The following is a 14,864-nucleotide window of genomic DNA, read 5'->3' as shown; positions in this document are numbered from 1 at the left end:
AAACAATCAGTTTATCTTTGTATATATCAAACCCCATGGATGGTCCATGGGATGGGAGGGTTTTTATGAAACCGGTTATTCATGTAGGAATTGATGTAGGGTCTACCACTGTCAAAGTGGCCGCCCTGTCACCTTACCTGAAGCTTCTTTTCGGCCGTTACCAGCGGCACATGTCCGATATCCGCACGGCCACGCTGAACCTGCTGAAGGAACTGCAGGAAAAATTCTCCGGATACCGCATTACCGCATCCATATCCGGAAGCGGCGGCATGGGACTTGCCAAAATGATGGGTCTCCCGTTCTGCCAGGAAATTCTGGCTGAGACAAAGGCCATCCGTACATTCCATCCTGACACCGATGTAATTATCGAGCTGGGCGGAGAAGATGAAAAGATCACTTACCTCCGGAATGGCGTGGACCAGCGGATGAATGGGGCCTGCGCCGGCGGCACCGGTGCCTTCATCGACCGCATGGCTTCCCTTCTTTCCGTGGATGCCGCCGGCCTTGGAAAGCTGGCAGAGAAGGCGAAACAGATTTATCCCATTGCTTCCCGGTGCGGCGTCTTTGCCAAAACCGATATTCAGGCGCTCCTGAATGAAGGGGTATCCCACGAAGACGTGGCCCTTTCCGTTTTCCAGGCAGTCGTAAACCAGACCATTTCCGGTCTCACCTGTGGACGTCCGGTCCATGGCAAGGTAGCCTTTCTCGGCGGCCCCCTCACATTCCAGCCAATCCTTCGGGAACGGTTCCAAAAGACCCTGGATCTCTCCGATGAAGACACCATTGTTCCGGAACATGGGGAACTGTACGTAGCCATCGGCGCTGCCGTTTCCGCCCGCCATGACCGTCCAATGGACCTGGACAGCTGGCTGGCCAAAGTGGAACAGGAAAAGGACGTAAGCCTTGGAACCTCCAAGACCCTGCCTCCCCTCTTCGCAAATGAAGAGGAATATAAAGAGTTCAAAGAACGGCACAGCCGTTTCCATGCGCCCCGGGGCGATATTTCCAAGGCCACCGGTTCCGTATGGCTCGGTATCGATGCCGGTTCTACGACCATCAAGGCAGTACTGCTGGATAAAGAAGGCCGTATCCTTTACGACTACTACGGCAGTAATAAAGGTACGCCGCTTGCTGGAGCCCGTAAAATCCTCACTGACCTTTATGAAAAGCTTCCCAAAGGCGTTACCATTGCCGGCGCCGGCGTCACGGGCTACGGAGAAGAATTGATTAAACGGGCCCTGCAGACCGATGTGGGAGAAGTGGAAACTATGGCCCACTACCGGGGTGCCAAACATTTCCTTCCCGATGTCACCACCATTCTGGATATCGGCGGCCAGGACATGAAATGCTGCCGCATCAAGGACGGTGCAGTGGATGATATCCTCCTGAACGAAGCCTGCTCTTCCGGCTGCGGTTCTTTCCTGGACACCTTCGCCCAGTCCCTGGGCATGGACATCGAAACATTCTCCCAGACTGCCCTGAAAGCTCCCCATCCGGTAGACCTGGGGTCCCGGTGTACGGTCTTCATGAACTCCCGGGTCCGGGAAGCCCAGAAAAATGGAGTCTCGGTGGCAGATATTTCCGCAGGCCTTTCTTATTCTGTCATCAAGAATGCCCTGTACAAAGTCATCCGCCTCCGCCGGGCAGAAGACCTGGGGAATAAAGTGGTGGTCCAGGGCGGTACATTTTACAATGACGCCGTTCTCCGGGCTTTGGAAAAACTGCTGGGCTGCCACGTCATCCGTCCTGATGTAGCAGGACTCATGGGAGCTTACGGCATTGCGCTCATCACAAAGGATTCCTGCCCCGAAGGCCATGTATCATCCCTGGTCACTCCGGAAGAGCTGAAATCCCTGTCCTATACCAATGAAATGAAACGGTGCCCTGGCTGCGGCAACCACTGCATGATTACCATTACCCGATTCAATGACGGCCGGGCCTTTGTATCCGGCAACCGCTGCGAACGGGGTGCTGCTATCATGCTCACCGGTAAGAGTGCTCCCCATTCCCTGCTCCCGAATATTTACCGCTGGAAATATGACAAGATCTGGCACAGAAGACCCCTTTCGCCGAAGCAGGCATACCGTGGTACCGTAGGCATTCCCCGTACCCTGAATATGTATGAAGACTATCCATTCTGGCATGCCTTCTTCTCCAAGCTGGGCTACCGGGTCCTTCTTTCCTCGGAACAGGTTCGGGACATTCCGACGGAAGCCATGGAAACTATCCCCTCTTACTCCGAATGCTTCCCGGCCAAACTGGCCCATGCCCATGTCTATGACCTGGCGAAACACCACCCTGACTTCATCTGGTATCCCTGCATTGATAAGGGTCCCGATGAAGGCAGCACGAACAGCTACAACTGTCCCATGGTGGCCTCTTACCCGGAAAACATCCAGGCCAATATGGACGAAGTACTGTCGAAGTACCATGCAAAGTTCTACCATCCCTTCCTGCCCCTCCATTCCGATGCCGTAGTGGGAAGATTGAAGAAATTCTTCAAGCCCTTCAAGATTTCCGGCAGTGAAATCGAATCTGCCATCCTCGCCGGAAGGGCCGCAGAGAAGCAGTACATGGACGAGCTGAAGCAGGAAACAAAGCGGGTTCTGAAAGAAATCAATGATAAACATCTCATCGGCATCGTCCTCGCCGGCCGCCCCTACCATGTAGATCCCACAGTAAACCATTCCATTCCGGATCTTATCAACCAGCTGGGTATGGCCGTTCTTTCCGAAGACGGTGTGTCCATGGTGGGCGGAGAATTCCCGAATCTCCGAGTCATGAACCAGTGGACCTGGCACAGCCGCCTCTATAAAGCAGCGGACTATGTTACCCGCCATGATAACCTGGAACTGGTAGAGCTCAATTCCTTCGGCTGCGGTCTCGATGCCGTAGTCACCGACCAGGTCCAGGAAATCATGAACAAGAGAGGCCGCCTCTACACCTGCCTGAAAATTGACCAGAGCTTGAACCTCGGTGCGGTCCGCATCCGTCTGCGTTCCCTGAAATCAGCCATCCAGGAACGGGTGGAAGAAAATACGAAGGCCGCTCCTATCCTCTACCCGAAGTCCGTATTCACGGAAGACATGAAGAAAGACTTCACCATCCTGGTACCGGAAATGTCCCCCATTCACTTCCCCCTGATTGAAGCAGCAGCCAAAAGCGGCGGATACAACGTAAAGGTTCTCCCACCGATCCGGGCCGATATCGATGAAGGCCTGTCCTGTGTCAATAATGATGCCTGCTATCCGGCCATTATTACCATCGGTTCCCTTATGCGGGCCCTGAAATCCGGGGAATATGATCTGAACAAGACGGCCCTCATGATGTCCCAGACCGGCGGCATGTGCCGGGCATCGAACTACATCGGCTTTATCCATAAGGCCCTGGATGCAGAAGGGCTCTCCCAGATCCCTGTCATCTCCCTGAATACCCACGGTTTCGAACCACAGCCGGGATTCAAACTGACACCAGGACTTGCCATCAAGCTCATCCAGGCTGTAGTTTACGGTGATGCCCTGCAGCAGTGCCTCTACCGCACCCGTCCCTATGAAAAAGAGCCGGGCAGCGCTGAAACTCTCTATCGCCAGTGGCAGAAGAAAGCGGCGCAGGCAATCCTGAAAGGTGAGTCTTACCATGAATACAAGAAGAATGTTTCCGGCATCATCAAAGATTTCGACCGTCTCCCCCTTACAGATACACCACGCCGTCCGCGGATCGGCATTGTAGGAGAGATTTACGTCAAGTTCAGTCCTATTGCCAGCAACGACATCGTTCACGCCATTGAAGCAAACGGCGGGGAAGCAGAAACAAGCGGCATGTTGGATTTCTTCCTCTACGGATCCCTGGACAGCCATTTCCAGCACAAGGAAATGGACGGCAGCTTCAAAGATGACCTGAAAGGCACCTTTACCCGCTATATCATCGAATGGTACCGGAAACCTCTGGAAAAAGCGCTGAAAAACTCCAAACGGTTCCATGAAATCACGCCGATTGGAAAGCTGGCAAAACGGGCATCCCAATACCTGTCCCTGGGCAACCGGGCTGGCGAGGGCTGGTTCCTCACCGCCGATATGATTGACCTCCTCTACCATGAATGCCGTGGTGTGGTATGCCTGCAGCCCTTTGCCTGCCTGCCAAACCATATTACCGGCGAAGGAATGATTCATAAACTCCATTCTGCTTACCCGGAGGCGGTCTTCCTGGCATTGGACTGTGACGCCAGCGCCAGCGAAGTAAACCAGGCCAACCGGCTGAAGCTGATGATGAATGCACTCACAGAAAAAACGGAAGCACCGGAAGATATGTCGTTTATCAGAAAAACCATGAACATTAGAAAGGGCACCACATTATGAGTACGAAAAAATTGACGGGAAAAGGGGAAAAGGTTCGGGAGAAAATGATCGCCACCACGGTCCGTATTCTCCAGCAGCAGGGCTTCAAAAAAGCAACGGTCCGTACCATTGCCAAAGAGGCGGGCGTAAATATTGCCTCCGTGCGCTACTATTTCGGTTCCAAGGAAGAACTGATTGGCTGTGCATTGGAGTATATGATGGGAAATCTGGAGAATATAGTGGCTTATCTCGATGATCCCCGTTACAACGCCAGGGAACGGATGAAAAAGTACATTCTTTCCTATTTTCACCTGTCCCGCCAGTACCCGGCCCTGTTCCGTTCCATTTCCAATCCTTCCAGTGAAGAAGCTAAAGATACCTATTTTATTTACCTTTCTCTCCTCCACAGCCAGTGTTGGGAAAAGGTCATTCGAAATATTGCAGAAATCACCGGCTACACTGATGAAAAGGATCTGGAGCTCAAGGCTATGCAGATATTTTCTGCCGTTGAATTTCCAATTATTTTGGAAAACAATCGGAGCAATTCTTTCATTTCCGGCTACACCGATGAGGAAACCATAGAACGGTACGTAGACATCCTTTTGGATAACCTGGATGAGAAAAAAGAAACAAACCAGTACCTGAAGGAAATCCTGCAGGGAGCAAAATAAAGAATTGGCGGTACTCCAGTTAAAGAGCACCGCCAATTTCAGTATTGCGAGCTGTCAGGGCTTGGCAGTCAGCATGCTTGTGGTCAGAGTCACCGGCATAGAGACGCCAGTAGCTGGAAGCTGGAAGCTCCCGCACGAATGACTCTATCCGTCAGCACCACTCCAACATCTTATCAAAACCTCAATTGGATGAAAGGAACAGCATGAACCATTATAAATATCTTCTCTTCGACCTGGACGGCACCCTCTCTGAATCAGCCCCGGGGATTATCAAAGCCGTACAGTATGGGCTGGATGCCGTAGGTATTCATGAAAGGGACATGAAGAAACTCAGCACATTCATTGGACCGCCTTTGAACGTACAGATGAAAAAGCTGTACCATATGTCCGATGCGGATATCGTCACCGCAGTCACAAAATTCCGGGAGCTCTACGAAACGAAAGGCATTTTCGACTGCCGCCCCTATGATGGATTGGACAGGCTGCTTCCCCAGGCCGTGGAAGCAGGATATATTCTTGCTGTGGCTTCCAGCAAGCCGGAGCCCTTTGTAAAAGAAATCATCGGTCACTTTAGATTTGCCTCTTTCTTCTCTACCATCTGCGGCAGTGATATAGGTGATGAGCTGAAAAAACGGGCCGTTGCCAGCCAGAAAGCCCGAATCATCAAAAAAGCCATGGGTGAGCTGGAAGAACGGGGTTATGCCCATGATGACCTTTGGCAGCACACCGTAATGATAGGAGATACGGCCTACGACATTGAAGGCGCCAAAGAAAACCATCTGCCCTCCATTGGCTGTACCTATGGTTACGGTTCCCGGGAGGAACTGACAGCAGCCGGTGCAGACAGAATCGTTTCCTCCGTAAAAGAACTGATGACCGTCCTTCTGCCTTGAAAATAGATATAAAAAAGGGAGTCTGTGAAACTTCTCACAGGCTCCTTTTCATTATTTCTTTTTCAGGTCTTCTTCAATAATATGGCTCTTCAAATCCTGCAGTTTATCGGAAAGGTTGATTTCCATGACATTCGGATTGGTCAGCCTCTTATATTCCGGCCACAAAGTATCCATCTGCCGGTTGGCATAGGCAATAATTTCCGGAAGGGTCGGAAGCTTTACTGCCTTGCCGCCAAGGATAACGGGCTTCAGCATATCCACGCAGGTATAGGTACCTGCCTTCAGCTCCTTCTTCCTCCATTTGGCGGATTCTGTGACGAGAGTGAAATCACCGCCATTGGGGAAAGGTTCATCGTTCAGGCAGACCAGATCCGTAATCATTTTACCGGTGCCCTTTTTATAGAACCGGCGGACTCCCTTGATACCGGGGTTCGTCATTTTGCTCACATCATTGGAAATTTTCATCACCGGTTCAAAGGAATCACCCTTTTCCCTGGCGCTCATCTTGAAGACGCCACCCAGGGCAGAGGTGCCATCGGCAGTAATAATCTTGGTACCTACACCCCAGCTGGTCACAGTGCACCCCTGTTCTTTCAAAGACTGGATGATATATTCATCCAGGTCATTGGATCCGGAAATGATGGCATCCGGGAATCCCGCTTCCCGGAACATACGGCTTGCCTCCTGGGACAGGTACCCCAGGTCCCCGCTATCGATGCGGATACCATATTTCTTCGGAAGCTGTCCCTTGGCTTTCAGTTCCCTGAACACCTGGATGGCATGGGGTACCCCCAGCTCCAGCACGTTATAGGTATCAGCCAGGAGAATGAGATTGTCATGGTACTGCTTCACATATTCCTCGAAAGCTTCCAGTTCCGTGTCAAAGCTCATGACCCAGCTGTGGGCCATGGTACCCAGCACAGGAATACCAAAAAGCTTGCCCGCTTCCACATTGGAAGTGCCATTGAATCCACCGATCATGGAGGCCCGGGCTCCCCAGAGACCGGCGGAATGGCCCTGGGCACGGCGAAGGCCAAATTCCATGAGCGCATCATGGGGTGCCACGGTCCGCACCCGGCGGCACTTGGTTGCAATCAGACTCTCATGGTTCATGATCATGGAAAGCCCCGTCTCCAGCAGCATGGCCTCTGTGGTGGTCCCTTCGAACCGGAGAAGCAGCTCTCCCGGGAACGCTACGGTCCCTTCGGGCATGGCATAAATATTGCCAGTAAAATGGAAATGGGAAAGGTAGTCCAGAAATTCCGGATAGAAAATATGAAGGCTCCGAAGATACTCGATATCCTCCGGGCTATAGGTGAAGTCCTTTATGAAATCCACCAGATGGGAGAGTCCGGCCACCACCGTATATCCTCCATTAAATGGATTCTGCCGGTAAAAGCGGTCAAAGACCACCTTTCTCTCATGCATGCCCTTCTTGAAAAGGGCATTGGTCATAGTAAGCTGGTACAAATCTGTAATCAATCCATTGGAAGCCATAATATCCCCCTTATATTTTTATTGTCAAGACAGTGTCTTTGATTGTCTATTATAGCACGAAACGGTGGATAACGATAGGAGATGACAGGGCAGAGTGAGGAGAGAGGGGAGCGGCGCACAAATTACACAGCGCCGCAAATTATTATTCCCGCAGCTAATGGATAGGGCCACCAGTACTCAAAACTTTTGGAGATTCCCAGCCACTGCATGGCTCTCTCCACGGGGTCAGCGATAAAAGGGAAGCTTCTTAACCGGTAAGATATAGGCATAAATTGTCGGCTCTGCGGCTGAATATAAAATTCGTTCCGTTTTATAATTTGATGCGGCACACCGCCACTCCTCACTCCTCACTCCTAACTTTTCAGCCGCCCTTTCTCCTACAACTCCATATCCTTTTCCCTGCCATCATTCCTGTCTTCAATGCGAACGGTTCCCCCCTGGAGAGAAAGGACCGCCATGTCCTTATCGCCGATGAGGCCCATATCTTCAATATCATCCTTGCAGGCTTTTCTCATGGTATCCTTCACTTCCTGCGATGTTTCTTCCTTCAGCCAGCCCCGGATGGAAATCCAGGACTTGTCCGGATGCCGGGCGCTGATTTCTACCCGCCGGTTCACCATGATTTCATGGTACAGGTCTGAGTCCCGGCTCATGAAGAAGCAGAGCTTCCCCTCCGTCACGCAGACGCCGCTCATGGGGCGCACCCGGGGCTGGGTACCATCTTCCGTGGCCATATAAAATACTTCACATTCCCGTAAATATTCCAGGACAATCCTTACATTTTCCAATTGAAAGACCTCTTTCCCCGAAACATTTCTTTATTTTTTCAGTTCCCGCAGTGCTTCTTCCCTGTCAGGCAGGATTTTCACTTTCACATCCGGCAGGTGGGTCAGCACATCAATGACCGTATCCCTGGTGTCGGCGGTGGAATTGATCTGGCAGGTGGCCCTCTTCGCATCCAGCGTGGTGAGGACCCCTAAATATTCGTACCCTTCAATGATGCGGTTCACATAATTGACTTCCGCTGGCGGGATTTCGATATAGACCCTTGTGTCTTCACTGTCCATTTCTGACTCTCCTCCTTAAAATCGTAAAGGCCGGCAGGAGGACGTCCCCCTTCATGGTCAGTTCTTCCAGGGGATGCGGCGCCTTATCTACAGATACCCCGTCCCCATTTACCAGTCCTTCCACTTTCACGAGGCCCACCTGTCCCTTCGGTGTCAGGTATTCCAGGATTTCTCCTACCCGGAAATGGTTTCTCTGCTGCACCCGGTTCACCCGGTTTTCCCTGTCTTCTGCCTGGATGAGTCCCACAAAGTCATAGGGCTGTTCCGGCTGGGATTTCACATATTCCTGGGCGCTGTGGTCCGGATTCTGGAAGGCAAAGGCCGTAGTATAGGGACGGTGGGATACTTTTTCCAGTTCTTCCCGCCACTCCGAACGGACCCGGTAGGCCCCGCCTTCTGCATAGTAGGCATCAATGGCCTTCCGGTAAGCCGCCGTCACCGCAGCCACGTAGTATACGCTCTTCATGCGGCCCTCGATTTTCAGGGAAGAAGCGCCGCCTTCGATGAGTTCCGGAATGTGGTCAATCATACACAGGTCCTTACTGTTGAAAATATAGGTACCGTGGTCATCTTCTTCCACTGGCCAATACTGTCCGGGCCGGGATTCTTCCATCACCGAATACCGGAACCGGCAGGCCTGGATGCATTCGCCCCGGTTCGACTGGCGCCGGCCATTGGTGAAGAAATTGGACAGGAGGCACCTGCCGGACCAGGAAATGCACATGGCCCCGTGGCCGAATACTTCCAGTTCAATGTCCACTTTCTTGCGAATGTCTGCCATTTCTTTGACCGATACTTCCCGGGCCAGTACCACCCGAGAGGCGCCAAGGTCTTTCCATACCTTCACGGTCCGCCAGTTGGCAGAGCTGGCCTGGGTGGACACGTGGATAGGAAGATTCGGCGCCACTTCCCGGCAGAGCGAAAATACGCCGAGATCAGAAATAAGGGCCGCATCCACATGGATATCCTGCAGGAATTTCAGGTATTCGTCCATTCCGGCGAGATCTTCGTTCCTGGGGATAATATTCACGGTAACGTAAACCTTTTTCCCCAGACCATGGGCATATTTCACGGCCTCTTCCATTTCTTCCCGGCTGAAATTTCCGCCGTAAGCACGAAGACCGAATCCCTTTCCTGCGAGGTACACTGCATCCGCCCCGTAGAGCAGGGCCATTTTCATCTTTTCCATCGTCCCCGCCGGGGCGAGAAGCTCGAGTTTTTGAGTCATATTAAGTATGTTATCCTTTCGTAAAAACAGAGTAATAGTTAGGAGTGAGGAGGGAGGAGTGAGGAATGGTGGTGCGGCGCATCAAATTAATAAAGCGCCGCAAATAAATAATTATAGAAGCCATTGCCCACGGTAATCAGCCGAATTTACAGGCAGAATTCATGAATTTATCCGGCTTTTTGTTGTTCTCGTAATAGCGGCCAGCATCTTTTCGATTTCTACACATTGTTTTTTCATAAAATCATATTGCTCTTCGGAAATATAGCGGATTTCTTTCAATAAATCCAGCCAATATAAAGTCTCATTGCATTCTTTATAGGAAATATACATTTTAAGCAGAAAATCTTTTTTACTGATAGCATGTTCTGCTTCTACAATATTCGCACCGATACTCGTACCGATACTCGTACCGGATTTTCCAATCTGCTGAACAATAAAAAATGGACGCTTATTTCTTGCCAGGTATTCTACCAATTGCATTATATGAACAGCAAAACGCTTGCTTTTTTCCATGACCGTATCCTGTTTATTCATACCGTTCCACTCCTGCAGAACCATTTCTATTATAATGGAAATTTCCCTATTCATGGGCAATATAAAAAATTTTGCGGCGCTTTTTAATTTGTGCGCCGCACCTCCACTCCTTACTCCTCACTCCTCACTCCTAACTTTTTACTGACTGCCATTCCATCTCCTTCTTCATGGATGACAGTCTCATATCTGTCCGTGACATAGTCTATATATTCCCGAAGCCGCATGACCAGGGTCCGATACCGGTGAGGCACAGGACCTTCCGCCTTTACCAGTCCCCGAAAAAGGACGTTGTCCGCCGCAATCACCGCTTTTTCGGAAAGGAGAGGTTCTATGGCCTTCAGCTCCCGAAGATACTGCCCTTTAGGGCCATCGAGAAAGACAAAATCATAGGGCCCTTTAAGGTCAGGAATAATTCTGGCTGCATCCCCCAGATGGCAATGGACACGGCCTGCCAGTCCCGCCCGTTCCATGACCTTTTGGGCCAGGCCATGGCGTTTTTCATCCACTTCTATCGTATCGATTTCTGCGTCCTTAAACCGTTCTCCCAGAAGAAGGGATGAATAGCCTATGGCCGTCCCGATTTCCAGAATTTTTTGAGGATTTGCCTCAGCAGCTACAGCAAGAAGCAAGTCCCGCTCCGCTGCCCGGAGAATAGGTACCTGTTCCCTCTCTCCCAGTTCTTCCAGTTCTTTTTTTAAAAGATCTAAATCATTGTCCATAGATATTTGCTGTCTCCGCCTGGTGTTCTTCATAGGTTTTCGTAAATACATGGTGCCCATCGGGCTGGGCTACATAATAGAGATATTCCCCCGGCTTCGCATCGAGCACCGCCATGATAGCATCCATGCCGGGGCTGCCAATCGGTCCCGGCGGCAGGCCCTTATGGGTATAGGTATTATAGGGCGAATCAATTCGCGTATCCTCTACCGTGAGCTCTTCTTTCTGGTCGCCCAGGGCATACTGGATGGTGGCATCAATCTGGAGAGGCATTCCCACCTGGAGCCGCTTCAGCATAACCGAAGCAATGGGGACCTGGTCCTCTTTGAAACGGGCTTCCCGTTCCACCATGGATGCCAGGGTCAAAAGGTCATGGAGTGTCATATGTTTTTCTGCTGCCCGTTTTCGGATATCCGGCGTCAGCATGGTATCGGTCCGCTTATACATCATATCGCAAATCTGGCGGGCCGTATATTCTTTGGGAATATTATAGGTATCAGCAAAAAGGAACCCTTCCCCCTTCACCGGTGCCGCTACCGGGCCGTACTGGTACTTCAGGGGGCCGTAAGTAGAAGCTTCCTTTTCAAAATCAGCGGCTCCCTGTATGTCCGTCTTTTTCAAAAGTTCTCCGATCTGGTGAACCGTATATCCTTCGGGCACCGTAACAAAAGCGGATTCTGTTTCCCCGGATTGAAGCTTGGCCATGGCCTCTTTCACCGTAAGGCCCTGATTCATTTTGTAGGTACCACTCTGAAGGCTTTTCCCACTTCCCAGAATCCGGGCATAGAGGCGAAACAGGCTGGCACTGCGAATGATTCCTTTTTTCTCCAATGTATCCGCAATATCCCTGCCTGTAGCATTTTTGGGAACATCCACAGAGGCGGTCCCATGAAGGGCTACCCGGTCAAAGCTATAGAAATACAGGCCTCCCAGCACAAGGGCGATAATCACAATTCCCATGGCCACCAGGGCATAGAGCTTCCTCTTTTTCTCTACGGTCCAGGAAGAAATCCCTTTCCCCGAGCCCTCGGGCTCTCCTTTTTCTTTGTCTTCCATACAGCACCTCTGTCAGGTCAAACATCTTTATCTGCTAAAAGAATTCTTTATATTATAACATATTTATTACTATGTTTATCACTGTCCGCTTTCGGTGGCTGACAGTCCGGACTATTGCGGTTTATCGAGCTGTTGGGGTTTGGCGGTTGGCATGCTTGCGGATAGAGTCACTCGCATGGAGCTCCTGGCTTCTAGCGGCTGGCAGCCAGGAAGGATGATCCGCCTGCGGCGCTTCTACCCGGTATTTCCGTCAGTCATTCGTGCCGTAGGCTGGCCAGCTTTCCTGGAAGCTAACAGCTAGCAGCTAGAAGCTCCGCACGAATGACTCTACCCATCAGCGTCGCCCCAACAGCGGGGCAAACTGAAATTAGCAGTCGTTTCCCTTCTAAACAATCCATCCCACTCCCACCTGTATGATACAATGAAACTGCAAAGCATAGTCCAAGGAGGAACCATTATGATCATTAAAGGAATTACTGCCCAGATTTCACATGTTGTCACAGAAAAAGAAACCGCCGCCGTCGTCCGGAGCGGCTCCCTGCCTGTCCTGGCCACGCCGGTCCTGTCTGCTGTCATGGAAGAGGCAGCCTGCAAGGCCCTGGCTCCCTTCCTGAAAGGCGAAGAGACAACAGTAGGCGGATCCATGAACCTCATCCACAAAGCCCCTACCCTGCCGGGTCATACCATTACTGCCACCGCCACGGTGACGGAAGTGAAAGGAAAAAAGATTTCTTTCCATATCACCGCTGCCGATGAAAATGGGGATATCGGAGAATCGGACCATGACCGCTTCCTGGTAGACAGCAGCCGATTCATGGAAAAGGCGGAGAATCGAAATGGAGAAAATCGCTGATTCTGAAAGCATGGTCATGCGCAGCGCCAAAACAGAGGATGCGGAAGAAATTCTGGCCATCTATGGGCCCTATGTCAAAAAGACAGCCATTACTTTTGAATATGACATTCCCACTCTGCAGGATTTCAAGGAACGGATAGAAAATACGCTCACCCGGTATCCCTACCTTGTGGCTACCTGCAATGGTGTGATCATCGGATACGCCTATGCCGGCCCATTCCATCCCCGGGCTGCCTACCAGCACAGTGCAGAGCTTTCCATTTATTTATCTCCTGCATCCCGGGGCCAGGGACTGGGGAAAAAACTGTACAGTGCACTGGAAAGAATCCTTCTTTCCCAGCACGTGTATAATCTGGAAGCCTGCATCACCTGGGCCGGAGAGAATGACCCCTATGTTCCCCGGACAAGTCCCCTGTTCCATGAACATCTGGGATTTCGGCTGGTTGGCCGTTTCTCCAAATGCGGATACAAGTTCGGACAATGGTATGACATGGTATGGATGGAAAAACTTATCGGAAACCGTCCGGAGCACCCGGAGCCTTTCATTCCTTACTCCGAACTTGGGAAGAAATAAACCTGCCAATTGCGGTTTGTAGAGCTGTTGGAGCGAACGGTTTGGCATGCTTGCGGATAGAGTCACTCGCATGGAGCTCCTGGCTTCTAGCGGCTGGCAGCCAGGAAGGATGATCCGCCTGCGGCGCTTCTACCCGGTATTTCCGTCAGTCATCCGTGCCGTAGGCTGGCCAGCTTTCCTGGAAGCTAAGAGCCAGCAGCTAGAAGCTCTCACGCGTTTGACTCTCTCCACCAGCGTCGCCCTAACAGCTCGACAAACTGAAAAATTCCCACATCAAAAGACGGTACCCTTTTCCGGAGCGCCGCCTTTTGCCTTGCTTATTTCTTTAATACCCCCGTACCGTCAAAGGCGGGGATGAACATTTTATCGGAACTGGCCTTCTGCTGCACATAGCCCTCATCAATGCCGAGGGCTTCCATATAGCTTTCGCATTCCTCATATTCCTCGTCCGTAATGGTCCTGTTGATTTCCGGGAATTCCGATGCCCTTCCGCAGGGCACATACTGCCGCATGAGGCTGAACAGTACTTCACCCGGTGCAAAGGTCTCCGCTATATACTTCAGGACGCCCTTCGTGTTCTCCACCTGTCCCGGGAGAATCAGGTGCCGGATGAGCACCCCTTTCCGGAGGATCCCGTTTCCATCCAGTTCATAGGGCCCTGTCTGCCGGACCATCTGCTCTATGGCGGCCGTGGCTTTTTCGAAATAGTCCGGTGCATCGCTGTACCGGGCCGCCGCATGGCTGTCGCTGTACTTCAGGTCCGGCAGCCAGCACTGCACCTTTTTCCTGAGAAACGCCACGGTGTGGACGCTCTCATAGCCGCCGCAGTTATAGACCACCGGCACCGGCAATGGCTCCCAAAGGCTCTGGAATATGGCATGGGTATACTGGGTAGGGGTGACCAGGTCAATATTATGGGCTCCCTGGGCGATGAGCTCGAAATAAATTTCCCGAAGCCGTTCCACCGATACTTCGATGCCCTTCTGCATTTCGGAAATCTCATAGTTCTGGCAATATACGCAGGACAGGTTGCAGCCCGCAAAAAAGACGGTGCCTGCGCCCCGGGTGCCGGCAATGCAGGGCTCTTCCCAGTGATGGAGAGCGGCCCTGGCAATCACAGGAAGCATGCCGCAGCGGCAGTATCCTGTACTTCCTTTATCTTTGATAGAAATCTTTCTTTCCACTTTACATGCCCTGGGGCAAATATTGCATATGGTCATCATTTTTCCTCATTATATCAAATTGCGGTTTGTAGAGCTGTTGAGGGGGCTGATGGATAGAGTCATTCGCGCGGGGGCTTCTAGCTGCTAGCGGCTAGCAACTAGGAAAGCTCTACAGCCTACGGCACGAATGACTGATGGAAATAACGGAAAGAACGCGCCGCAGGCGGATCAGCCTTCCTAACAGCTATCCGCTAGAAGCCAGCAGCCCCATGTGAGT

Annotated in this window: 13 protein-coding genes; 5 read left to right on the top strand and 8 right to left on the bottom strand. The window is 51.5% G+C overall.

What is annotated here, in order from left to right; translation table 11 throughout:
- Nucleotides 1–65 precede the first annotated feature (65 nt).
- The 3 genes from ACFWUL_RS01055 (at nucleotide 66) to ACFWUL_RS01045 (ending at nucleotide 5,898) form a co-directional block, all read left to right on the top strand.
- Entirely contained in the window at nucleotides 66–4,355 is a 4,290-nt protein-coding gene (locus tag ACFWUL_RS01055; protein WP_416177548.1) for an acyl-CoA dehydratase activase-related protein, read from the top strand.
- A complete protein-coding gene (locus ACFWUL_RS01050) occupies nucleotides 4,352–5,005 on the top strand; it encodes a TetR/AcrR family transcriptional regulator (protein WP_416177547.1) in 654 nt (217 codons plus the stop codon). The genes ACFWUL_RS01055 and ACFWUL_RS01050 overlap by 4 nt, the downstream gene beginning before the upstream one ends.
- Before the next feature lie 203 nt (nucleotides 5,006–5,208).
- Complete coding sequence (locus ACFWUL_RS01045; RefSeq protein ID WP_416177546.1) at nucleotides 5,209–5,898, top strand: HAD hydrolase-like protein; 690 nt, start codon at nucleotides 5,209–5,211, stop codon at nucleotides 5,896–5,898.
- Between the two features lie 51 nt (nucleotides 5,899–5,949).
- Here ACFWUL_RS01045 and ACFWUL_RS01040 read toward each other — a convergent pair whose 3' ends face one another.
- The 7 genes from ACFWUL_RS01040 to mltG all read right to left on the bottom strand — a co-directional run bounded on the left by ACFWUL_RS01040 (nucleotide 5,950) and on the right by mltG (nucleotide 11,997).
- Nucleotides 5,950–7,395 (bottom strand): nicotinate phosphoribosyltransferase, encoded by a 1,446-nt coding sequence (locus ACFWUL_RS01040; protein WP_416177545.1) that lies wholly within the window; start codon nucleotides 7,393–7,395, stop codon nucleotides 5,950–5,952.
- A gap of 377 nt (nucleotides 7,396–7,772) precedes the next feature.
- Complete coding sequence (locus ACFWUL_RS01035) at nucleotides 7,773–8,183, bottom strand: pyridoxamine 5'-phosphate oxidase family protein (protein WP_416177544.1); 411 nt, start codon at nucleotides 8,181–8,183, stop codon at nucleotides 7,773–7,775.
- Nucleotides 8,184–8,213: 30 nt separating this feature from the next.
- Nucleotides 8,214–8,462 (bottom strand): DUF4911 domain-containing protein, encoded by a 249-nt coding sequence (locus tag ACFWUL_RS01030; RefSeq protein WP_297022965.1) that lies wholly within the window; start codon nucleotides 8,460–8,462, stop codon nucleotides 8,214–8,216.
- Nucleotides 8,452–9,651 carry a peptidase U32 family protein gene (locus tag ACFWUL_RS01025; RefSeq protein WP_416177543.1) on the bottom strand — a complete coding sequence of 400 codons (1,200 nt, stop codon included), beginning with the start codon at nucleotides 9,649–9,651 and terminating at the stop codon, nucleotides 8,452–8,454. Before ACFWUL_RS01025 ends, ACFWUL_RS01030 begins: the two co-directional genes overlap by 11 nt.
- A gap of 198 nt (nucleotides 9,652–9,849) precedes the next feature.
- Complete coding sequence (locus ACFWUL_RS01020) at nucleotides 9,850–10,224, bottom strand: four helix bundle protein (RefSeq protein WP_416177542.1); 375 nt, start codon at nucleotides 10,222–10,224, stop codon at nucleotides 9,850–9,852.
- A gap of 110 nt (nucleotides 10,225–10,334) precedes the next feature.
- Nucleotides 10,335–10,943: an O-methyltransferase gene (locus ACFWUL_RS01015; protein WP_297022974.1), complete on the bottom strand. Its 609-nt coding sequence runs from the start codon at nucleotides 10,941–10,943 to the stop codon at nucleotides 10,335–10,337.
- The gene (gene mltG, locus ACFWUL_RS01010) at nucleotides 10,933–11,997 is read right to left on the bottom strand and encodes an endolytic transglycosylase MltG (protein ID WP_416177541.1); all 1,065 of its coding nucleotides are present in this window, start codon (nucleotides 11,995–11,997) and stop codon (nucleotides 10,933–10,935) included. The genes ACFWUL_RS01015 and mltG overlap by 11 nt, the downstream gene beginning before the upstream one ends.
- 457 nt (nucleotides 11,998–12,454) lie before the next feature.
- Between mltG and ACFWUL_RS01005 the strand changes: the two genes are divergently transcribed.
- Together ACFWUL_RS01005 and ACFWUL_RS01000 are read left to right on the top strand one after the other, a co-directional pair.
- Complete coding sequence (locus ACFWUL_RS01005; protein ID WP_416177540.1) at nucleotides 12,455–12,850, top strand: thioesterase family protein; 396 nt, start codon at nucleotides 12,455–12,457, stop codon at nucleotides 12,848–12,850.
- The gene (locus ACFWUL_RS01000) at nucleotides 12,834–13,424 is read left to right on the top strand and encodes a GNAT family N-acetyltransferase (protein ID WP_416177539.1); all 591 of its coding nucleotides are present in this window, start codon (nucleotides 12,834–12,836) and stop codon (nucleotides 13,422–13,424) included. Before ACFWUL_RS01005 ends, ACFWUL_RS01000 begins: the two co-directional genes overlap by 17 nt.
- 317 nt (nucleotides 13,425–13,741) lie before the next feature.
- On the opposite strand, the gene ACFWUL_RS00995 is transcribed toward ACFWUL_RS01000, so the two are convergent.
- Nucleotides 13,742–14,608, bottom strand: coding sequence for a 4Fe-4S cluster-binding domain-containing protein (locus tag ACFWUL_RS00995; protein WP_416177538.1), 867 nt, complete (start codon nucleotides 14,606–14,608; stop codon nucleotides 13,742–13,744).
- Nucleotides 14,609–14,864 lie beyond the last annotated feature (256 nt).

This window comes from Dialister sp. (assembly GCF_047832375.1).
Lineage (GTDB): Bacteria > Bacillota > Negativicutes > Veillonellales > Dialisteraceae > Dialister.
Note: the sequence above shows the minus strand (reverse complement) of the source record. Positions and strands in the feature narration are given on the sequence as shown.

What these genes read in the sequence shown, in the direction of transcription:
- ACFWUL_RS01055 (WP_416177548.1), top strand. Translation starts at nt 66, where the DNA reads ATGAAACCGGTTATTCATGTAGGAATTGATGTAGGGTCTACCACTGTC.
- mltG (WP_416177541.1), bottom strand. Translation starts at nt 11,997, where the DNA reads ATGGAAGACAAAGAAAAAGGAGAGCCCGAGGGCTCGGGGAAAGGGATT.
- ACFWUL_RS01030 (WP_297022965.1), bottom strand. Translation starts at nt 8,462, where the DNA reads ATGGACAGTGAAGACACAAGGGTCTATATCGAAATCCCGCCAGCGGAA.
- ACFWUL_RS01005 (WP_416177540.1), top strand. Translation starts at nt 12,455, where the DNA reads ATGATCATTAAAGGAATTACTGCCCAGATTTCACATGTTGTCACAGAA.
- ACFWUL_RS01015 (WP_297022974.1), bottom strand. Translation starts at nt 10,943, where the DNA reads ATGGACAATGATTTAGATCTTTTAAAAAAAGAACTGGAAGAACTGGGA.
- ACFWUL_RS01000 (WP_416177539.1), top strand. Translation starts at nt 12,834, where the DNA reads ATGGAGAAAATCGCTGATTCTGAAAGCATGGTCATGCGCAGCGCCAAA.
- ACFWUL_RS01040 (WP_416177545.1), bottom strand. Translation starts at nt 7,395, where the DNA reads ATGGCTTCCAATGGATTGATTACAGATTTGTACCAGCTTACTATGACC.
- ACFWUL_RS01050 (WP_416177547.1), top strand. Translation starts at nt 4,352, where the DNA reads ATGAGTACGAAAAAATTGACGGGAAAAGGGGAAAAGGTTCGGGAGAAA.
- ACFWUL_RS01025 (WP_416177543.1), bottom strand. Translation starts at nt 9,651, where the DNA reads ATGGAAAAGATGAAAATGGCCCTGCTCTACGGGGCGGATGCAGTGTAC.
- ACFWUL_RS01045 (WP_416177546.1), top strand. Translation starts at nt 5,209, where the DNA reads ATGAACCATTATAAATATCTTCTCTTCGACCTGGACGGCACCCTCTCT.
- ACFWUL_RS01020 (WP_416177542.1), bottom strand. Translation starts at nt 10,224, where the DNA reads ATGAATAAACAGGATACGGTCATGGAAAAAAGCAAGCGTTTTGCTGTT.